Source organism: Williamsia sp. 1138 (genome assembly GCF_002095435.2).
Lineage (GTDB): Bacteria > Actinomycetota > Actinomycetes > Mycobacteriales > Mycobacteriaceae > Williamsia.
The window spans coordinates 78,062-97,276 of the sequence record NZ_MJEJ02000030.1; the positions used below are offsets into that span (position 1 = coordinate 78,062).

The 19,215-nt window shown below is 64.3% G+C and carries 20 protein-coding genes; 10 read left to right on the top strand and 10 right to left on the bottom strand.

Annotated elements, in window-relative coordinates; all coding sequences use genetic code 11:
* Positions 1–114 precede the first annotated feature (114 nt).
* From BH683_RS05325 to BH683_RS05360, 8 genes are all read left to right on the top strand, one after another.
* Positions 115–1,182 (top strand): 2Fe-2S iron-sulfur cluster-binding protein, encoded by a 1,068-nt coding sequence (locus BH683_RS05325; RefSeq protein ID WP_084835229.1) that lies wholly within the window; start codon positions 115–117, stop codon positions 1,180–1,182.
* Positions 1,183–1,210: 28 nt separating this feature from the next.
* On the top strand, positions 1,211–2,347 hold the full coding sequence (locus BH683_RS05330; protein ID WP_084835230.1) for an aromatic/alkene monooxygenase hydroxylase subunit beta: 1,137 nt from the start codon (positions 1,211–1,213) through the stop codon (positions 2,345–2,347).
* A complete protein-coding gene (gene mimD, locus BH683_RS05335; protein ID WP_084835231.1) occupies positions 2,344–2,694 on the top strand; it encodes a propane 2-monooxygenase effector subunit MimD in 351 nt (116 codons plus the stop codon). The genes BH683_RS05330 and mimD overlap by 4 nt, the downstream gene beginning before the upstream one ends.
* Positions 2,695–2,819: 125 nt before the next feature.
* Positions 2,820–3,866 carry an amidohydrolase family protein gene (locus BH683_RS05340; protein WP_084835232.1) on the top strand — a complete coding sequence of 349 codons (1,047 nt, stop codon included), beginning with the start codon at positions 2,820–2,822 and terminating at the stop codon, positions 3,864–3,866.
* A 2-nt stretch (positions 3,867–3,868) separates the two neighbouring features.
* Positions 3,869–4,690, top strand: a complete 822-nt coding sequence (locus BH683_RS05345) for an iron-sulfur cluster assembly protein (protein WP_210405162.1) — start codon at positions 3,869–3,871, stop codon at positions 4,688–4,690.
* Complete coding sequence (locus BH683_RS05350; RefSeq protein WP_084835234.1) at positions 4,687–5,712, top strand: NAD(P)-dependent alcohol dehydrogenase; 1,026 nt, start codon at positions 4,687–4,689, stop codon at positions 5,710–5,712. Before BH683_RS05345 ends, BH683_RS05350 begins: the two co-directional genes overlap by 4 nt.
* A 54-nt stretch (positions 5,713–5,766) precedes the next feature.
* Positions 5,767–7,416 (top strand): chaperonin GroEL, encoded by a 1,650-nt coding sequence (gene groL, locus BH683_RS05355; protein ID WP_084835235.1) that lies wholly within the window; start codon positions 5,767–5,769, stop codon positions 7,414–7,416.
* Between the two features lie 7 nt (positions 7,417–7,423).
* Positions 7,424–7,954, top strand: coding sequence for a YbhB/YbcL family Raf kinase inhibitor-like protein (locus tag BH683_RS05360; RefSeq protein ID WP_084835236.1), 531 nt, complete (start codon positions 7,424–7,426; stop codon positions 7,952–7,954).
* Here BH683_RS05360 and BH683_RS05365 read toward each other — a convergent pair.
* The 3 genes from BH683_RS05365 to BH683_RS05370 are packed head-to-tail and all read right to left on the bottom strand — an operon-like array spanning position 7,951 to position 9,752.
* Positions 7,951–8,922 carry an MSMEG_6728 family protein gene (locus tag BH683_RS05365; RefSeq protein ID WP_210405163.1) on the bottom strand — a complete coding sequence of 324 codons (972 nt, stop codon included), beginning with the start codon at positions 8,920–8,922 and terminating at the stop codon, positions 7,951–7,953. The two genes, BH683_RS05360 and BH683_RS05365, sit on opposite strands and share 4 nt — an antisense overlap.
* A gap of 49 nt (positions 8,923–8,971) precedes the next feature.
* Complete coding sequence (locus tag BH683_RS29135) at positions 8,972–9,100, bottom strand: hypothetical protein (protein ID WP_281492290.1); 129 nt, start codon at positions 9,098–9,100, stop codon at positions 8,972–8,974.
* A complete protein-coding gene (locus BH683_RS05370; RefSeq protein ID WP_084835237.1) occupies positions 9,093–9,752 on the bottom strand; it encodes a DsbA family oxidoreductase in 660 nt (219 codons plus the stop codon). Before BH683_RS05370 ends, BH683_RS29135 begins: the two co-directional genes overlap by 8 nt.
* 202 nt (positions 9,753–9,954) lie before the next feature.
* On the opposite strand from BH683_RS05370, the gene BH683_RS05375 reads away from it, so the two are divergent.
* Entirely contained in the window at positions 9,955–10,869 is a 915-nt protein-coding gene (locus BH683_RS05375; RefSeq protein ID WP_168186974.1) for a ribokinase, read from the top strand.
* Between the two features lie 507 nt (positions 10,870–11,376).
* Here the strand turns inward: BH683_RS05375 and BH683_RS05385 are convergent.
* From BH683_RS05385 to BH683_RS05410, 6 genes are all read right to left on the bottom strand, one after another.
* On the bottom strand, positions 11,377–11,637 hold the full coding sequence (locus tag BH683_RS05385) for a Txe/YoeB family addiction module toxin (RefSeq protein ID WP_084835240.1): 261 nt from the start codon (positions 11,635–11,637) through the stop codon (positions 11,377–11,379).
* Positions 11,634–11,885: a type II toxin-antitoxin system prevent-host-death family antitoxin gene (locus BH683_RS05390; RefSeq protein ID WP_084835241.1), complete on the bottom strand. Its 252-nt coding sequence runs from the start codon at positions 11,883–11,885 to the stop codon at positions 11,634–11,636. The genes BH683_RS05385 and BH683_RS05390 overlap by 4 nt, the downstream gene beginning before the upstream one ends.
* Before the next feature lie 66 nt (positions 11,886–11,951).
* A complete protein-coding gene (locus BH683_RS05395; RefSeq protein WP_143695977.1) occupies positions 11,952–12,308 on the bottom strand; it encodes a hypothetical protein in 357 nt (118 codons plus the stop codon).
* A 224-nt stretch (positions 12,309–12,532) separates the two neighbouring features.
* Positions 12,533–14,158: a chaperonin GroEL gene (gene groL / locus BH683_RS05400; protein ID WP_084835243.1), complete on the bottom strand. Its 1,626-nt coding sequence runs from the start codon at positions 14,156–14,158 to the stop codon at positions 12,533–12,535.
* A gap of 212 nt (positions 14,159–14,370) precedes the next feature.
* A complete protein-coding gene (locus tag BH683_RS05405) occupies positions 14,371–16,320 on the bottom strand; it encodes an acyl-CoA thioesterase/bile acid-CoA:amino acid N-acyltransferase family protein (protein WP_084835267.1) in 1,950 nt (649 codons plus the stop codon).
* A gap of 182 nt (positions 16,321–16,502) precedes the next feature.
* Positions 16,503–17,075, bottom strand: coding sequence for a TetR/AcrR family transcriptional regulator (locus tag BH683_RS05410; RefSeq protein WP_246833203.1), 573 nt, complete (start codon positions 17,073–17,075; stop codon positions 16,503–16,505).
* 96 nt (positions 17,076–17,171) lie between these two features.
* On the opposite strand from BH683_RS05410, the gene BH683_RS05415 reads away from it, so the two are divergent.
* Positions 17,172–18,446, top strand: a complete 1,275-nt coding sequence (locus tag BH683_RS05415) for an MFS transporter (RefSeq protein ID WP_084835245.1) — start codon at positions 17,172–17,174, stop codon at positions 18,444–18,446.
* On the opposite strand, the gene BH683_RS05420 is transcribed toward BH683_RS05415, so the two are convergent.
* Positions 18,409–19,191 (bottom strand): DNA-formamidopyrimidine glycosylase family protein, encoded by a 783-nt coding sequence (locus BH683_RS05420; RefSeq protein WP_084835246.1) that lies wholly within the window; start codon positions 19,189–19,191, stop codon positions 18,409–18,411. The two genes, BH683_RS05415 and BH683_RS05420, sit on opposite strands and share 38 nt — an antisense overlap.
* Positions 19,192–19,215: the final 24 nt, after the last annotated feature.

Below are 19,215 nucleotides of genomic sequence, written 5' to 3' on the forward strand. Positions count from 1 at the left end.
GTCCGGGCGCCTACCCCAAGGCTCGGGGGCAGTGTGGTCGCACGCGCCATGCTGCCCCCGGGTTCCACCCCGTCACATTCCCCCGAATTCGCACAGTGCAAGGAACACAGGCCCATGGGTGAAACCCACAACGTCCGCTTTGAACCCGTCGACCTCGAGATCGAGGTGGACGAGGACGAAACGATTCTCGACGCCGCATTCCGCCAGGGTGTTTCGTTGATGCACGGATGCCGTGAGGGCCAGTGCTCGGCGTGTAAGTCGTTCCTGCTCGAAGGTGACGTGCAGATGGATCGCTACTCCACCTTCGCCTTGGCCGACTATGAGAGCGACGAAGGCTACGTCCTGCTCTGCAAGACCCACGCCTACTCCGACTGCGAGATCGAACTCATCAACTTCGACGAGGACGAACTCCGCAATGCCGTTCCCCTGCAGCACCTCCGGACCAAGATCACTGGTATCGACGAGCTGACCCACGACATCGTCTCCGTGAAACTGGAATTGCTCGAACCGGCGACCTTCGATTTCAAGCCCGGGCAGTACGCAGACCTGATGATCCCGGGCACCGAAGACCACCGATCGTTCTCGATGGCGACCACGCCGACCATGGCGGGACGACTCGAGTTCATCATCAAGAAGTACCCGGGTGGGCACTTCTCAGGACTGCTGGAGACAACCTTCGAGGTCGGACACGAACTCGAACTCAATGGTCCGTATGGGTCCTTCACCATCAAGGAGTCGTCCGAGCGACCCATCATCTGCATCGGTGGTGGCGCCGGGATGTCCCCCATCCTGTCACTGCTGCGGCATCTGTCCGAGCTCGAGGCGGCGGGTAACGCCAAGGTCAGGCCGGTGCACTTCTACTACGGCGCGCGCACGGCAAAGGATCTGTTCTACCTGCACGAGATCAAGGAGATCGGCAACCAGCTGCCGGACTTCAGCTTTGTGCCGTGCCTCTCGGAGGAGACGACGGCTGATTGGGAAAGCATGGGCGTGGCAGGCGATTTCGGGTTCGTCACCGAGGTGGTCGAGCGGCGTGAGGCCGGGCTGGATGCGGCCGAGTTCTATCTGTGCGGTCCGCCGCCCATGGTCGATGCGGCGATGGCGCTGCTCGATGGTGCCGGCGTTCCGATCGATCAGGTCCACTTCGACAAGTTCACCACCACAGTCCCGCAAGACAGCTGAATCTCCTCAGCAGAAAGTGAGTTCAACAATGAGCGCCCCCGCAGCCCCCAAGCCCGACACCGGTGCAGCCACCGGTCAACCGGTGCGCAGTTTCCCCAAGCCCAAGTTCACCGATGCCGAGGCCGGAGCACTCGACTTCCCCAGCTCGAAGAGCCGCAGCTACAACTACTTCAAGCCCGCGAAGATGCGTGCCACCACCTACGAGGATGTGACCTTCGACGTCCAGCCAGACCCCGAGCGGCATCTGTCGCAGGGCTGGATCTACGGCTTCGCCGACGGCCCGGGTGGCTACCCCAAGGACTGGACGGCGCTCAAATCGTCTGACTGGCATCAGTTCCGCGATCCCAACGAGGAGTGGGAGCAGACGATCTACCGCAACAACGCCAACGTGGTTCGGCAGGTCCAGCAGAACCTGGCCAACGCCAAGCTCTCGGATGCCTACGCATCCTGGACTCCGAGCTGGGCAACGTTCATCCAGCGCAATCTGGGTGCCTGGATGCACGCCGAGAACGGCTTGGGCTTGCACGTGTTCACCGCCGCGCAGCGGTCGGCACCGACGAACATGCTGAACAACGCGATCTGCGTGAACAGCGCACACAAGATGCGGTTCGCCCAGGATCTGGCGCTCTACAACCTGGACCTGACCGACACCATCGAGGGTTTCGACGGCGCCGTGCACCGAGATGTCTGGCATAACGATCCGGTCTGGCAGGGCGTCCGAGAGAACGTCGAACTGCTGACTGCCGAGGGTGATTGGGCTGAGGCGGTGTTCGCGACGAACATCATCTTCGAACAGCTCGTCGGTGTGCTCTTCCGGTCGCTGCTCGTGATGCAGATCGCCGCCCGCAACGGTGACTACGTCACGCCGTCGCTGGTCGGATCCGGTGAGCACGACTACAACCGCGATCTCGGCTACACCCGGACGCTCCTGCGACTGCTCGTCAACGACGAGGAGCACGGTGAGGCGAACCGAGAACTGCTCGGCCAGTGGTCCGACAAGTGGATCCCGCTCAGTCTGGCAGCGGCCCGCGAGCTGCAACCGATCTGGTCGCAGCCACAGGAACGACACGTCCCCTTCCAGGACTCGTTCAACACGGCGAAGGCCGGCCTGCGGACCGTCCTCGACGATCTCAAAATCCCCGTATCGAAGGAGCTGGACGCATGAGCAGCGAGATGACATTTGGCGCCGACATCGGTTCGTCCAACATGTGCGGTGTCACCTTGATGAACAACCAGAACGGCTACGTGGTCGCCGAGATCATGAGCAAGAAGGAAGGTGTCGAGATCGCCGAGTTCCCGTCGATGATCCGGGTGGACGGAAAGAACGTACTCACCTTCGATTTCGACGAGATCACCGATGCCCTCGGCGCCGACTTCGACCAGTCGAACTTCGAGGAGATCATGTCCACCCACTACGGGCGGATGGTCCACTTCGATGACCGGACCATGCTATTCGCCAACCCCGAAGACGCCGCCGAGTTCATCGATTTCGATCTCAAAGTCGTCGACTGATCCGAGCGGGCATGGGGTTCTGATCGTCAGAACCCCATGCCTGCTCGCGTGCACCCCCCTCCCCCACAACCCCTTGCCGGGACGCATTCGATGTTCCGGCTCCCCCACCAGTATTGGAGTAATCGATGTACAACAAGGACGGCGAAAGCTACTACATCGTCGACAGCCATATCCACTTCTGGAACGGCGGTCCGCGCAATCAGAAGAACCGCTACGGCAAGGGGTTCACAGGGTGTTTCTACGACTACCACTCCAATCTCTCCCCCGAGTCGGAGAAGTGGACCCTCGAGAAGTTCGGTAGCTACACCGAAGAGGATCTCATGCACGACCTGTTCGAGGTCGGCTACGTAGACAAGGGAATCTTCCAGCCCACCTACCTCAACGATTTCTACATCGAAGGTTTCAACACCACCGAGCGCAACGGCGCGCTTGCCGAGAAACACCCGGAGAAGCTGATCACCAACGGCGCCTGGGACCCCCGCAACGGCGAGGCCGGACTCGAAGATCTGGAGAAGCTGGCATCGCGCTGGAACCTCAAGGGCGTCAAGCTCTACACCGCCGAGTGGAAGGGCGACTCGAAGGGCTACAAGCTCACCGACGACTGGTCCTACCGCTACCTGGAGAAGACCCAGGAGCTGGGGATCAAGAACGTCCACATCCACAAGGGTCCGACCATCTACCCCCTCAACCGGGACGCGTTCGACGTCGCCGATGTCGATGACGTGGCCACGGCGTTCCCAGACCTCAACTTCATCGTCGAGCACGTGGGTCTGCCGCGTCTCGAAGACTTCTGCTGGATCGCCACGCAGGAGCCGAATGTGTACGGCGGCCTGGCGGTTGCCATGCCGTTCATCCACACCCGGCCCCGCTACTTCGCCCAGATCATCGGCGAACTGCTCTACTGGGTCGGCGAAGACCGTCTGACGTTCGCCAGCGACTACGCCATCTGGAAGCCGGCCTGGCTCATCGAGAAGTTCGTCGACTTCCAGATGCCCGAGGACATGCAGTCCGAGTACGGCACCCTCAACACCCAGATCAAGAAGAAGATCCTGGGTCTGAACGCCGCCAAGCTGTACGACTTCGACGTCCCGGCCGAGGCCCAGATCAAATCCAATGAAGAAGCCCCCGCGGAGAAGCCGGTCGGCAGCAGCCCGGAGGCGGTCACGGTATGACGGTGACGAATACCCGCGATCTGACGGGTCTCGATTGGCCCAGCGCCATCGTCGGTCGTGATCATGTTGTCGCAGAGAAGGTCTGGAAAGCGCTGGGCACGGTGCAGGATCCGGAGCTCGACGAGCCGATCACGGACCTGAAGTTCGTCACCACGGTCGAGATCGACCGTGGTGAGCAGGGGGCGGAGGTGTCGATCCGACTGCGGCTGCCGACCTACTTCTGTGCTCCGAACTTCGCCTACCTCATGGTCGCCGACGCCTACGACGCGGTGGCCGCGCTGCCCGAAGTCGCCCGGACCTCGGTGCGTCTGGAGGATCACTTCGCGTCCGACGAGATCAACAGCGGTGTCGCGGCGCGGGCCGGGTTCACCGGTTCGTTCCCGACCGAAGCAATCGGTGAACTCGAGGAGCTCCGACAGACGTTCCAGCGCAAGGCCTATTTGGCCTCGCTGGACCGGATGACCAAGCGGCTCGCGGCGGACGGTGTCGAGTTCGACGCCTATACGTCGCTGCGGATCGGTGACCTACCCTCCGGGCTGGAAACCGACTCCCTGATGCGGCGACGGAGTGATGTCGGGCTGCCGTTGACCGAGATGTCGCTGGTCATGATCGAGCACGACGGCGAGGCGATGAGCGCCGAGAGGCTGCCGAAGAGGCTGCGGTTCGCGAAGTCCGTCCGGGTCAGCATCGAAGGCAACGGCATCTTCTGCCGCGGTCTGCTGGAAACCCGCTATGGAGACGACGAGTCACCCGGAACCCAGAGCGGCATCGGAGCCTTCGGTGGCGCCGATCTGGGAATGCCAACCTTGAGGAGAGAGTCATGAGAGCGGTGCAACTGTCCGCCTACGACACCAAACCCGAGCTCGTGGAGGTCCCCGATCCCCACGCCGAGGGTGCGCTGGATGTCGTGGTCAAGATCGGTGGTGCCGGTGTCTGCCGTACCGATCTGCACATCATCGAAGGTCAGTGGGAGCGGAAGTCCGGGGTGACGCTGCCGTACACGATCGGGCACGAGAACGCCGGCTGGGTCGAGGAGGTGGGCAGCGCGGTGACGTCGGTGAAGGTCGGCGACCCGGTGATCCTTCATCCGCTCGCGACCTGTGGCCTGTGCCGGTATTGCCGCGCAGGTGACGATGTGCACTGCGTCGCATCGGCATTCCCCGGTATCGACAGCAACGGTGGCTACGCCGAGTACCTCAAGACCAACGCCCGTGCAGTGGTCAAACTCGACACGTCACTCAAGCCGGCCGACGTCGCAGCGCTCGCCGACGCCGGCCTGACCGCCTATCACGCGGTGGCCAAGGCGGCCAGATTCCTGCGTCCCGGCGACACCGCCGTGGTCATCGGCGCAGGAGGTCTCGGACACATCGGCGTCCAGGTACTCGCCGCACTGTCGGCCGCCCGCATGATCGTGGTCGACCGGTCCGAACCCGCCCTGGCGTTGGCCTCGGAGCTAGGCGCTCACCACACCGTGGTGGCCGACGGCACGCAGGTCCAGCAGGTCCTCGACCTCACCGACGGCAACGGCGCGGAGGCGGTCATCGATTTCGTCGGGGAAGGCGGCGCCATCGAGGACGGCGTCGGGATGCTCCGTCGCGCAGGCAACTACTACGTGATCGGATACGGCGGCACCCTGTCCATACCGACCATCGACGTGATCTCCACCGAGATCAACTTCATCGGAAACCTCGTCGGTTCCTACAACGATCTCGTCGAACTCATGGTGCTGGCCGCCCAAGGCAAGGTGTCCCTGCACACCAGCACCTATCCGCTGGCCGAGTTCGCCACGGCCCTGAGTGATCTCGATGCGGGAAACGTTCGCGGAAGGGCGATCTTGGTTCCGTAGAACCCGTTTCATCTCAGCTCTACCAATTCATCTACACAAGAAGGTGCGTGCACAATGGCAAAGGATTTGAAGTTCGGTTCTGACGCCCGGGCTCGATTGGAAGAGGGCGTCAACGCCCTCGCCGATGCGGTGAAAGTGACCCTCGGGCCCAAGGGACGTAATGCGGTACTCGAGAAGCTCACGGGGGCACCGACCATCACGAATGATGGTGTCACCATCGCAAAGGAGATCCAGCTCCGCGACCCGTACGCCAACATGGGCGCCCAGCTGGTCAAGGAGGTCGCGACGAAGACCAACGGGGTGGCAGGCGACGGCACCACCACCGCAACGGTATTGGCCCAGGCCATGGTTCGCGAAGGTCTCCGTGCCGTCGACAACGGCGCAAACCCGATGCAGCTCAAGCGTGGCATCGAGAAGGCGGTGGACGCGGTAGTGGCGCTGCTGCAGCAACGTTCACGCGAGGTCACCGGCGAGGAGCAGCTCCGCCACGTCGCCATGCTCTCGGCCAACAACGACACCGACATCGGCGACATCATCGCCGCTGCCATGACCCACGTGGGCGTGACCGGCGTCGTCAGTGTCGAGGAGTGGCCACAGTTCGGACTGGGATTGTCCTACGTCGACGGAGTCGAGTTCGACCACGGCTACATCTCGCCGTACTTCGTCACCGACAAAGATCGCATGGAGTCGCAACTCGAAGACGCCTACGTGCTGCTCACCAATCAGAAGATCACGACGGTCCAGACTCTGATGCCGGTCCTCGAGCAGGTGCAGCGCAGCAAGCGTCCGCTGTTGATCTTGTGCGAGAACATGGACGGCCCAGCCCTGAGCATGCTCGTGACGAACAACATGCACGACACCTTCCGCTCGGTGGTTGTCCGTGCTCCAGGCTTCGGCCACCGCCGCGTTGCCGAATTGGAAGATTTCGCAGCCATTCTCGGGGGTCGGGTGGTCAGCTCCGACTCCGGGTTGTCCCTCGCGGATGTCCGCCTCGAGCACCTCGGTACGGCGAAGAAGATCACGGTGACCGAGAACTCGACCACGATGGTCGACGGTGGCGGCAACGTGGAGGAAGTGAAGGCGCGGATCCATCAGCTCGAGCAGGAACACGCCCGCACCGAGAACGAGCACGATCAGGACAACCTGCAACTGCGCATAGCGCGGCTGTCGGGCCGGGTCGCGATGATCCACGTCGGCGCAGCCACCGGTGTGGAACTGAAGGAGAAGCAGCACCGCGTCGAGGATTCCCTGTCGGCCACCCGCGCCGCCATGGAGGAAGGCATCGTCGCCGGTGGTGGCACCGCGCTCATCCAGGCGCAGCCGACGCTGGACCTGCTCGAGCTGACCGGTGATGCTGCCGAAGGCCGCGAAATCGTCCGTCGTGCAGTCGAAGAACCGCTACGGTGGATCGCCATCAACGCCGGCTACGACGGTGATGAAGCGGTACGACGGGTGTCGACGTTGCCGGAGGGCCACGGATTCAATGCCGTGACCGACACCTACGGCGACATGTTCGGCGACGGGATCATCGATCCGCTGAAGGTGACGCGGTCCGCGCTGCAGAGTGCGGCGTCCATTGCGGCACTCTTGCTGACCACCGAAACCCTGGTCGTCGAAGAGGTTCTCGTCAATCCGGGGGCCATCATGGCTCCCGGATTCGGCGACCTCGCCGAAGGTATGGTCCGACCCTCGAACATCTACTGACACGGCGATGACCACCGATTTCCTCGCTCCGACTCTCGTCCGGGCGCAGCCACGTCTGCGGTTGCGCTCCGACGAGGTCGCCGATGGCGGCCGGCTACGGACCCCCCAACGGGCCGGCCTCCTGAAGGGTGGTGGCCTCGATGTGTCCCCGTCGTTGCAGTGGTCGGGCGCACCGTTCGGAACGCTGTCGTACGCGGTCACCGCGCACGACAGCACCGGCCGGTGCTACTGGGCCGTTGCCGACATCAGCGGAGGCGTGACGTCGCTGGTCGTCGATGCCGGCAATGGTGTGGGCGAGCGATTACCCAGTGTGGCAAAGCAATTACGCAATGATCTAGGCCTCGCCCGATACCTCGGTCCCGCACCTGCAGCCCTCGGCCTGCCGGGCAGGTTCATCTTCACGGTGTACGCGGTCGATGTCGGAAGGCTGCCTCTGACAAGGCATGCGGGCCCCCGCGAACTGAGTGCAGCGCTCGAGATTCATGAGGTCGGGCGGGCAACACTGACCACGGCGTACGGCTGGACCCCACCTCGCTAGTCCCCCGCCCCCCGATGATGGGTCGTTCTGGCGGTGCCGACCTGGGACTTCGTTCGCCGAAAGGACCCATCATCGGAGGTAGAGATCGGGACGGGAAACAGCGCGCGGGGATTCTGTAGCAGCGCAGGAGGTTCGACGTCGCTCCTGTGGATCCTGCCTTGCCAACGCACGCGCCGGCGATGGGGCGTCAACGTGTTCGAGCGCCTGATGAATTCGTACCGTCCGGTGATCGATCCGAGTTCGAGGTGGTCCTCCCCCGCCACCGGAACGGCCACCAGATCTCCGACATCCAGGTCGGAGACGAAGGAGGCGAGCACGCGCAGGTCCTTACCGGGCCTGCGCCCGGAACCGGCCTCCTTGAGCAGGACCCGCAGGTCGCCTCCCGAGGAGGCGTCGACGTCGAGACCCGACTCCGTTCCGAAGCCGACGTACCCTCGTCGGAAGAACTCGGCGAACTGCTCGGGCGACGACGGCCGGACCACCCACACCGAACCGTCACCCGTGCGAAGCGTGCTCGGCGCACTCGGTGGGTCAGGCCAGAAGTACGGGACGTCGCCGTCATCGTCGCCGAAGACCGGCCGATAGAAGTTGGGATCTTTACGGACCAGCGCCGACCGATGGCTGCTGTGCAGACGCTCGTCGCCCCACCAGGGTGGCATGAGACCGTCGGCGACGAGTTCTTCCTGCGAGCGACCGCTCACCTCTGGTGCGAATTCTGCAATCTTCTCGGCCGTGGTGTCGGCGCGACCTCCCCGTGTCCACTCGGCGACGAACGTCAGTCCGTAACAGACCAGGGCCGGGGTGTGGCCCCGCCACATCTGGACGGCGGGATGAGTGCCCCAGCCGTAGTCGAACAGCTCGAGCGCGCGCAAAATCTGGAGTGTCTCCACGCGTTGCTTGCCCAGCCGCGGCACATCGAGGACGGCCGCCGAGCGGGCGAAATCGGCATACGGCAGGAACGTCTGCATGCCAGTCGCTTACCCGATCCGCAAGGATCAATGCGTCGCTTGCGAGAGGCTAGCGATCTGTCGCCGGATTCGTCCCAGAAGTCTCGACCTCGGCGCCGGGCAGCGTGCACACACCATCGACACACACCCCGGCGTCGACGTCGCCGACCATCTCGAACGGCGTGATCGGCTCAGACACCACTGGTCTCCTCGGCGCGAACCTTCTCGAGAACTCCGGTGAACGCTTCAGCCGCCTGCGCGCCGGATACCCCGTACTTTCCATTGACCACGAAAAACGGAACGCCGGAGATGCCGTAGGCACGAGCTTGATCGATGTCGGCCGCGACGGCGTCGGCGAACTCGCCCGAGTCAAGGGCAGCGAGAACTGCATCGCGGTCCAGACCGACGTCGGCAGCGAGGTCGGCGAGTTCTTCGTCGCGACCGACGTGCCTACCCTGCTCGAAGTAGGCCTTGAACAGTCGCTCGACGTACTCGAGCTGCTTGCCCTGCTGTTTCGCGTAGTGCAGGACCTGGTGGGCTTTGAGCGTCTTGGTGTGCTGCAGCTTGTCGAAGTCGTAGTCGAGACCCACCTCCGCCGCGACCCCGCCGACCTGGCCGAGCATCTTTTCGACCTGGTCAGCAGGCAACCCCTTGTACTGGGCCAGGAAGTCGATCTCCGAGCCCTCGAAATCCACCGGAGTATCAGGCGCGAGCTCGTAGCTGTGGTAGGTCACCTCGACGTCGTCGCGACCTTCGAACTCAGCCAGTCCCGCCTCGAACTTCCGTTTACCGATGTAGCACCACGGGCAGGCGATGTCGGACCAGATGTCGACGGTGATGGGAGCGCTCATGTTTGACTCAACCGACGTATCGCCTCGGACATTCCGACATCGCACAGAATCAGCGCAGCGCAGGCTCTGCCTCCGGTTGAACCGGCGACCACTCTTGACGCCATGCGCCACCTCCGTTGCAAGCACAACAGGCTGGCACAGTCTATACAATCCACTGCACAGGTCCGCTTACTCATCCATCGACGGCCCTGCACTCCCGACCATGAAACGGTGGAACCTGTTGCCTGAGCCGTCTTCACGACCCGAACGGCACAATGCCCAGGTGGTGGTCTTCGGGTCGATCAACGCTGACACCTCGGTGTTCGTGAACAGACTCCCGGGACCAGGGCAGACGGTCCACGCCACTCGACTACATCGCGACATTGGCGGCAAAGGGGCCAACCAGGCATGCGCGGCCTCCTTCGCGGGTGCTGACACCGTGATGGTCGGAAACGTTGGCAACGACAACGACGCCACGCGTGCACGGAACGCGTTGTGGAACGCGGGGGTAGACGAAACTTCCGTCCGCAATGTGGATGCGCCCACCGGCACTGCGTTCATCACGGTCGACTTCGAGGGTGAGAACACCATCGTCGTCGCCGCCGGCGCCAATGCCCTGATGACCGCTGAACGAGCCCAGGATGTGCGGGGCGCCGGTGCCGTCGTCTTGCAACTCGAGATCCCGATCGACGCCGTTCTTGCGGCCGCGCGGGCATCGACGGGTATCACGATCCTCAATGCCGCACCGGCCGTCGAATTGTCGGCCGCGCTCCTCGACGCGATCGACGTGCTGGTGGTCAACGAGACTGAGCTCGACGTCGTCTCCCGCCCTTTCGTCTCCGGCGGGTCGACTGTTCACAAAGCGCGCAGCGTCATCGGCCCTTCGATAGTGGTAGTCACCCTGGGTGCGGAGGGGGCGCTGTTCGTGCAAGGCGATTCGCATACTGCCGTCCCAGCGCCCTCGGTAGCACCTGTGGACACAACCGGCGCGGGAGACTGCTTCGTCGGCACGCTGGCGGCGCATCTCGTTGCCGGCCACCCGATCGAGGACTCGGTGGGGCATGCCGTCGCGGCGGCGTCGGAGACGACATTGTTCGAAGGCGCTCGCGGGTATCTATCCCAGCGCGTCGTCGACTGACCCGGCCCAGGCGCCTCAACACCAAAGGGAACCAACTTTTCCCAGGACCGTGGCGCTCACATGATGCTGCCGAGGTGTACGCCCGCGACCAGCAACCACGCGGGCACCCGCGAAAAAGCGAGCGAGACGAAGGCGCTGCCGACGCCCGCGCCCACCCACACCATCGAAGCGATCACCCACCACCCGTCGAGCGAGACCTCACCACACCGTCAACCGGGGCCGGCTGTCACCAGGTAGGAGCAGACCTTGATCAAGCACGTCGTCGCATTCTCGTTCCGACCCGAGATCACCGGAACATCAACGAGCTCAGGAGCTTTCCGGTGCAGTACCCGGCGATGCGGAACTGGGTTCTCGCCCCCAACAGCAGCACTCGGGACACCACGATGTCCCATGCCTTCGTCGTGGAGCTCGACAACCGTGACTCTCGAATCAGACGCCTGACCCGGAAATGAATTGTTCTGGCGGAGTCCACCTGGGTGTTTGTTCGCCATAAGGGCACATCATCGGTCATCGGCCGTAGTGGTATCTACACGCGGCGATACGAATCTCGTCGTCGACCACTTTGTAGACGAGCCGGTGCTCATCCGTGATCCGGCGGGACCAGTAGCCACTGAAGCCATGCTTCAGCGGCTCGGGCTTACCCATTCCTTCGTTACCGTTGCGGGCGATGTCTTTGATCAACGTGTTGATTCGCTTGACGATCTTTCGATCCTGGATCTGCCACCAGAGATAGTCATCCCAAGCATGCTGGTCCCAGATGTACTTCACTCGACGAGATCTCGCGCCTTGCCGCCGTTGCGCTCGAGATTGTCGATCGCCGCGAGCAGTCGCCGCGCGTTCTCCGGACTTCGCAAGAGATGGGCTGCCTCTTTGAGTGACTGATAGTCGTCAAGGGAGACGATCACCACGGGGTCATGGCCGGCCCGGGTGATCACGACCTCTTCACGGTCGTTGATGACCGAGTCGAGGGTCTCCGCGTACCTGGCGCGGGACTCTGAGTAAGTCATGGTTCGCATAGCGTTCTCCGATCGACGTACAGAAAATTGTACGTCGGAACCCCGGACTCCGCCAGCGTTGCCAGTTCACATGATGCTGCTTGCGAGGTGGGCGCCCGCGACCACCAGCGCGATCTGGATCGCGATTCCGACCAGCGGTACCCAGAAGGCAAGGCAGCGACGCACCAGCAGGACGATCGAGACGATGATCGCCAGGGCCAGGGTCAGCAGCCCTCCGCCGTCGGTGACCACGAACGCGGCGGTCAGCGGTGCGGTGTCGCACTCGCCGTAGCAGGAGTCGGTGGCCATCGCGAAGAACAGACTGATGTAGGCGCTGACCATGAACGCGAGCCCGTGGACCACGAGCAGCACCACGGTCATGACGACGTCGACTACTTGATTGGTGGTGCGGGGCGGCCTCACAGGCTGCTGGGTGAAGGTCATGCCAGGACACTATGGCCGCACCGCCACCCTGCGGGAGCGGGAAACTACTCAGATCGCGGGGGGTAAAAGACCCACACATGCACACGCTTCAGTCAAAAGCACATGTTGCAACTGCTGATTTTGGCTCGAGCGTGTGCACCTGTGTGCGCGCAGGACAGCACTGAGCCCGGCCACCGAAAGGTGACCGGGCTCAGTTGAAAAGGGTAGAGCTGGGGGTGCGTGGACTAGAAGCCCATGCCGCCCATCTCGTCGCCACCCGGCATGGCCGGTGCAGCGTTCTTCTCGGGCTTGTCGGCGACGACGGCCTCGGTGGTGAGGAACAGGGCCGCGATCGAGGCTGCGTTCTGCAGCGCCGAGCGGGTGACCTTCACCGGGTCGTTGATGCCACGGGCCAGCAGATCCTCGTACACACCGGTTGCGGCGTTGAGGCCGGTTCCCAGCGGGCTGTTGCGGACCTTGTCGGCGACAACACCGGGCTCGAGGCCGGCGTTGAACGCGATCTGCTTGGCCGGAGCCTCCAGGGCGACGCGGACGATGTTGGCGCCAGTGGCCTCATCGCCTTCCAGGGTCAGCGAATCGATGGCCGACTCGGACTGCAGCAGAGCCACGCCGCCACCGGCGACGATGCCCTCTTCGACAGCAGCCTTGGCGTTGCGCACGGCATCTTCGATGCGGTGCTTGCGCTCCTTGAGCTCGACCTCGGTTGCAGCGCCCGCCTTGATGACAGCAACGCCACCGGCCAGCTTGGCCAGACGCTCCTGCAGCTTCTCACGGTCGTAGTCGGAGTCGCTGTTCTCGATCTCGGCGCGGATCTGGGCAACACGACCGGCAATGGCGTCGGAATCTCCCGCGCCCTCGACGATGGTGGTCTCGTCCTTGGTGACAACGACCTTGCGGGCGGTGCCGAGCAGCTCGATGCCGGCGCCCTCGAGGGACAGTCCGACCTCTTCGCTGATGACCTCTCCACCGGAGAGGATGGCGATGTCGGCCAGCATGGCCTTGCGGCGGTCACCGAAGCCCGGAGCCTTGACGGCGACGGACTTGAAGGTGCCACGGATCTTGTTGACGACCAGGGTCGAGAGAGCTTCGCCTTCGACGTCCTCGGCGATGATCAGCAGCGGCTTGCCGGCCTGGATGACCTTCTCCAGCAGCGGCAGCAGGTCCTTGACGGTCGACACCTTGCCGGAGACCAGCAGGATGTACGGATCCTCGAGGACGGCTTCCTGGCGATCTGCGTCGGTGACGAAGTAGCCGGAGATGTAGCCCTTGTCGAAACGCATGCCCTCGGTGAGCTCGAGGCTCAGGCCGAAAGTCTGTGCCTCTTCGACGGTGATGACGCCTTCTTTGCCGACCTTGTCCATGGCCTCGGCGATGAGCTCACCGATGGCGGGGTCGCCCGCGGAGATACCGGCGGTAGCAGCGATCTGCTCCTTGGTGTCGATCTCCTTGGCGGACTTCAGCAGCGACTCGGTGACAGCCTCGACGGCCTTCTCGATGCCGCGCTTGAGGCCGAGCGGGTTGGCGCCGGCTGCGACGTTGCGCAGGCCTTCGCGAACCAGGGCCTGAGCGAGAACGGTGGCGGTGGTGGTGCCGTCGCCCGCGACGTCGTCGGTCTTCTTGGCGACCTCTTTGACCAGCTCAGCGCCGATCTTCTCGTAGGGATCCTCGAGCTCGATCTCCTTGGCGATGGAGACGCCGTCGTTCGTGATGGTGGGGGCGCCCCACTTCTTTTCGAGCACGACGTTGCGACCCTTGGGTCCCAACGTCACCTTTACGGTGTCGGCGAGGGCATTGAGGCCCCGCTCGAGGCCGCGACGGGCCTCTTCGTCAAACGCGATGATCTTGGCCATTACGAAGTGATCCTCCGATAGGGGGTGACACTGAAGTTCGGTGGTCGGTTCCGGTGCCCGCGACGGACGATCGGTCGTGTCATTAGGACCGATCTCACCGTTCCAACCTGGCACTCACGGTTGTCGAGTGCCAGCCACCGTTTTAGCACTCACAGGTGCCGAGTGCAAGGTGGCGACTGTGCCGGAGTCAGGGCTCGACCACGAACGCCTGATCAGACGGGAACCCGCACCGCGAAGCGCAGGACCGCCGTTGCCGCGGCCCGCTGGGCAAGCCCCTGCCCCGAGGCGGTGCCGCCGAACGCGATCCCGCCGGTCCACTGGGCTGTCGCGGGCAGGGTCGCAAGCCGGATGAGGTGTCCGGCGTCCTCGAGCGTCAAGAGTTCATCCGCCGGATTCGAACGGGCCGCCAGAAGTTCGGTCGCCATCCGCGACGACGGCCAGAGTTGATCGTCGGATCCGGCGATGCAGAGGATGGGGACGTCGATGAGTTCGGATGGGAGCCTGGCAGCCGTGGGACCGGCCGCGTCGAGTCCGGCGGTGTACGCGGCATGCAGTCGCAGAAGACTGGGCGTGCGGTGCGCGATGTCGCGGTGCACGCGCCAGGCGTTCTTGATCAGCTGCGGCATCAGCGACCCGGTCGGGAGCGGCGTCCAGCTCAGCGGCTCGCCACCGACGGCCCACGACGCGGTGTCGGGAATCTCGCCGTCGGGCCCCATCGCCTGCCACGAGACCGAACTCGGACTCACGAGTACGAGACCGCTGACCGGGAGCCGCGAGACGGTGGCCGCCGCCGTGAGGCCTTCGGCACCGCGAGAGATCCCCATCGCGGTGAGTCGCCCCGCGTCGACCCCAGGGGTGCGGGCCAGCGCGTCGATCGCGGCACCGAACCGCTCGAGCGGGATGTCGACCAGCTTCGCCTCAGGATTGTCCGGCGATTCCTCATCGACCCAGGAGTAGGCCAACGCCGCGACTCCGTTGGACGCCAGGGTCGCGATGGTGACGCGCTGGGAGTCGACGCCGCCTTCGGACCCACCGAAGCACGCGACGGCCGGCCACCCGGCCGCCGGAGGGTCACCTGCGGGTAGCGCCAACAACGCGGGCCGACCGGCGATGTCGAGTTCGGAGGTCGCCACCCCCGGCGCCTCCGGTGATCGCAGCACGGTGCGCCGGACCAGGCCGTCGGCGGAGGTGGCCTCGAGGACCACCTGCCATGGACCGACGGGCGGCACGAACAGTTCGGGAACCCTGTCGCCGGTCGGGTCCGGACTCATCGCCCACAGCGGTGCATCCGCGTCTGCGACGGTCCAGTCGCCGCGGTCGGGTGCCTGCAGACCTACATCGACGACGCCGTCGGCCGACGCGGTGAACTCCGCCCGGCTCGACCACGGTGTTCCGAAGAGGTCGACGCCACCTGCGGTCACCGTGACAGCCGCACCCGGATCGGCGCCGGTGACCTGCAGGCCGAACGACTCGTCATGTCGCGTTTGCTGGGGTGCGACGATGGTGAGTCCGCTGGTCGCGATGTCGGGCTGCGGCGCCGGTTGCGCGGCGGGCGCCGGAACGTCGACCACTTCTCGGGCGGCGACCTCCTTCGACCTGGCGTCGAACCAGTTGGGGAAGACCGACGAGACCAATCCGGCCAGTCCCAGCAACGTGAAAGGTGCGACCCAGTAACAGATGATCGACAACGCGTCGCCGTCGTCCTTGATGGTGGCGTCTCCGTCGACGATCGGCGGGATCATCGACAACACGGTCATCGCGCCGAATGCAGCCACCCACATCCACGTCATCGCAGTCGTGATGTAGGTGAATCCGCTACTCGCCGCGGTCTGTGCGTCCACGGAGTCTTCTGCGTACTCGCGCACGAACGGCCTGCCGATGAGAACACCGGTCAGTGCGATCAGGAACAACCCCAGGTTGCTCAACGGTTGCAGCCAGCGTTCGAGAACATTTTCGTCGAGCGTCAGAGCCGCGATGGTCAGCACTGCGAAGACCGCGACCGTGCCGACCTCGAGAGTGCGGAACGGTTCACCCCGCAGGCGCTGGAACACCTGCCCGGCGATCGTCAGTCCGAACGACACCAGAACCGCGGTGACGAAGCCGGCGTTGCCGACCAGGACCCAGAAGACGATCCACGGAGCGAATCCGATCACAAATCCCACGATTGCCCCCTTGTCACCTGCCGTCCGATGTGACGCGACCACGCCCCGGAGCATCTAAGGGTATGGCAAAAGTGGCCTCTGAGCGGGCTTTACGACGTCAGGACAGAGCCGCGATGTTCGGCAAGACCTGGGTTCGGGGCACGAGGCGAAGGCCGGCTCCCTGAACCGACCAGGACGTGACCTCAGTCGTCACCCATCGCCATCACATCGCCCACCAGTAGATGCGCGTAATCGCGATCGGCTGGTAGACCGAAAACGACGTGGTGGTAGAGCGGGGCGACGATGTGGTCGAGGGCCCGCCGGACCGACGGCACGTCTTCACCACGCTGCCGCGCCCGGTCGATCATCAACTGCAGTTGCCCCTCACGGGTGTCCCAGCACGGGCACGCGCCGATTTCCTTGCGGGCACCGACCATCGCCCGCAGATACGTGGTCCGCTGAGGCCGGGTGATGTCGTCGACGATGACCGTCGCCCACTCCTGCAGATCACCGGAGATGGTGCCGGTGTCGGGAAGGGGCTCGTCCTTGGTCAGCGCGGCGACAGCCACCTCTTCCAGGAGTGCCTCCATCACGCCCCAGCGACGGTAGATACTCGTCGGGTTCACACCGGCCCGTTCGGCGACCTGCGGGATCGTCATGGTCTCGCGGAAGCCTTCACTCACGAGTTCACCGACCGCCGTGTAGACGGCGGACTGCACCCGGGCACTGCGTCCGCCGGGGCGGCGGGGGGTGTCGGTACGTGTCGGTGCGCTCACGCCATCCATTATTGCAAATCGAGTGGCTTTAAGCACACGAACGGTGTTACTGTCGCCAAAAGCAAAAGTTGTTGCTTTAACCGTCTGGAGATTTTCATGCACCGACCCGCCCTCGGTTCATCAGCCGCTTTCCGGCTGATCGCCATCACCACGGTCGCCATGATGTTCGGTGCCGCCGCACCGTCACCCCTGTACCCCGTTTACCAAGAGCTCTGGGGGTTTTCGTCCTTCACTTTGACGGTGATCTTCGCGGTCTACGTCATCGCGTTGCTGGCGGGGCTGCTGACCGTGGGTTCGCTCTCCGATCACGTCGGTCGCAAGCCGGTCCTCTTCGGGGGTCTGGCTGTGCTGACGGCGTCGATGGTGATGTTCGCCTTCGCCGACGGCGTGCCGATGCTCATCGCTGCCAGGGTGTTGCAAGGCGTTGCCGCCGGCGCGATCACGGGAACCCTGAGCGCGGCGCTCGTCGACCTACAGCCGACCCCGCGGGCCGGCTCGATCGCCAGTTCAGCCTCACCACCCGGAGGTTTGGCGCTCGGAGCCATCGGCGCAGGGACCCTGGTCCAGTACGCACCGATGCCCCGCGAACTGGTGTTCCTGATCCTCATCGCGACGTTCGTGGTCGTCGCCGCTTTCATCGTCTTCATCCCGGAGACCTCACCCCGCACCGGCTTCACCTCACGCCGGCATCTCTGGAAGGTGCTGCGCCCGAACGCGAGCCTGCCGCCCGCTGTCCGTGGGGTGTTCATCGCGTCGATACCCGCGATGTTCGCCACCTGGTCACTCGGCGGTCTGTACCTTTCGCTGGGTTCGTCCATCACTGCCCGGATCCTCGACATCGAGAATCACATGGTGGCCGGCCTGATCATCGGCTCGTTCTTCGGCTTCGGTGCCATCGGCTCGGCGACGGCGTCCGGCTGGAGCGCGAATCGCAAACTGGCGGTGGGCCTGAGCACGCTGGGCACGGGTCTCATCCTGAGCCTGATCGCGACGATCTCGGCGAACGTGCCGACCTACGTCATCGGATCGATGGTCGCCGGTTTCGGATTCGGCGCGACGTTCGTCGGGGTGATGGCCACCCTCATCGCCGTCACTGCCCCGGCGTCGCGTGGCCAGGTGTTCTCCACCCTGTTCATCGTGAGCTACACGGGTTTCAGCATCCCGGCGGTCATCGCCGGATTCGCGGTGATCCACGTCGGCCTTCGTCCCACCGCCATCGGCTACAGCGTGTTCGTGCTGGCCCTGGTGATCCTTGCCGCGGGTGCAGCGATCTGGCGGGCCCGCACCGATCGGCCGGCACCGCCTGATTCCGCGGCGGACGCTGCCGATCTGGTCACGGCCGCGGCTGACACAGCGGGCACCAGTAGATGACACGATCCATGTCGGTGATGGTGCCGAAATCCGCCTTCTTGATGGTGGTTCCGCACCGACGACAGGGCCGCGCCGCGCGGCCGTAGACCCAGGTGCGCTCCCCGGGCCTGTCGACGTTGGTCACCCGCATCGACCTCGTGCGGTTGTACTCCAGAACCTGTTTGGCCAGCGCGACCCACTCACTCAGGTCGCCGGCGTCGGCGACGGGCACTGCGGGATGGGTCCGGCGCAGAAAACACATCTCGACGCGAAAGACGTTGCCGATCCCGGCAAGGTTGCGTTGGTCGAGCAGCGCGAGACCGATCGGACGGGCCGGGTCGGCGCCGAGATTGGCGACGGCGGTCTCTGCGTCCCAGTCCGGTCCGAGCAGATCCGGACCGAGGTGCCCGACCGCTTTGTCCTCTTCGGTCCGACGCAGGATCTCCAACTTGCCGAGCTCGAACCCCACCGCCTGTACGGTGGCCGTCTCGAGGATGATGCGGGCCTTGAAACCTGGGCGACGCCACTTCTCACCCTTCTCGTAGATGTCCCAGCGACCTTCCATCTTCAGATGCGAGTGCACCGAGACGTCGCCGACGCGGATCAACAGGTGCTTGCCACGGGCGATCACCTCGTCGACCTGTTTCCCACTCAGGTCGACCGTGGCATACCGCGGGACCCGAACATCGCATCGCGTCACTGTCTTTCCGGCAAGGGCACGGTGCAGTCTGGCAGCTGCCTGGAAAACTGTGTCGCCTTCTGGCATGACGGGTTCGGTGCTCCTCGCGTT

Excerpts from the sequence above, each read along its gene's own strand:
- BH683_RS05325 (WP_084835229.1), top strand. The coding sequence starts at position 115 with ATGGGTGAAACCCACAACGTCCGCTTTGAACCCGTCGACCTCGAGATC.
- BH683_RS05330 (WP_084835230.1), top strand. The coding sequence starts at position 1,211 with ATGAGCGCCCCCGCAGCCCCCAAGCCCGACACCGGTGCAGCCACCGGT.
- mimD (WP_084835231.1), top strand. The coding sequence starts at position 2,344 with ATGAGCAGCGAGATGACATTTGGCGCCGACATCGGTTCGTCCAACATG.
- BH683_RS05340 (WP_084835232.1), top strand. The coding sequence starts at position 2,820 with ATGTACAACAAGGACGGCGAAAGCTACTACATCGTCGACAGCCATATC.
- BH683_RS05350 (WP_084835234.1), top strand. The coding sequence starts at position 4,687 with ATGAGAGCGGTGCAACTGTCCGCCTACGACACCAAACCCGAGCTCGTG.
- groL (WP_084835235.1), top strand. The coding sequence starts at position 5,767 with ATGGCAAAGGATTTGAAGTTCGGTTCTGACGCCCGGGCTCGATTGGAA.
- BH683_RS05360 (WP_084835236.1), top strand. The coding sequence starts at position 7,424 with ATGACCACCGATTTCCTCGCTCCGACTCTCGTCCGGGCGCAGCCACGT.
- BH683_RS05365 (WP_210405163.1), bottom strand. The coding sequence starts at position 8,922 with ATGCAGACGTTCCTGCCGTATGCCGATTTCGCCCGCTCGGCGGCCGTC.
- BH683_RS05370 (WP_084835237.1), bottom strand. The coding sequence starts at position 9,752 with ATGAGCGCTCCCATCACCGTCGACATCTGGTCCGACATCGCCTGCCCG.
- BH683_RS05375 (WP_168186974.1), top strand. The coding sequence starts at position 9,955 with ATGAAACGGTGGAACCTGTTGCCTGAGCCGTCTTCACGACCCGAACGG.
- BH683_RS05390 (WP_084835241.1), bottom strand. The coding sequence starts at position 11,885 with ATGCGAACCATGACTTACTCAGAGTCCCGCGCCAGGTACGCGGAGACC.
- BH683_RS05395 (WP_143695977.1), bottom strand. The coding sequence starts at position 12,308 with ATGACCTTCACCCAGCAGCCTGTGAGGCCGCCCCGCACCACCAATCAA.
- groL (WP_084835243.1), bottom strand. The coding sequence starts at position 14,158 with ATGGCCAAGATCATCGCGTTTGACGAAGAGGCCCGTCGCGGCCTCGAG.
- BH683_RS05415 (WP_084835245.1), top strand. The coding sequence starts at position 17,172 with ATGCACCGACCCGCCCTCGGTTCATCAGCCGCTTTCCGGCTGATCGCC.
- BH683_RS05420 (WP_084835246.1), bottom strand. The coding sequence starts at position 19,191 with ATGCCAGAAGGCGACACAGTTTTCCAGGCAGCTGCCAGACTGCACCGT.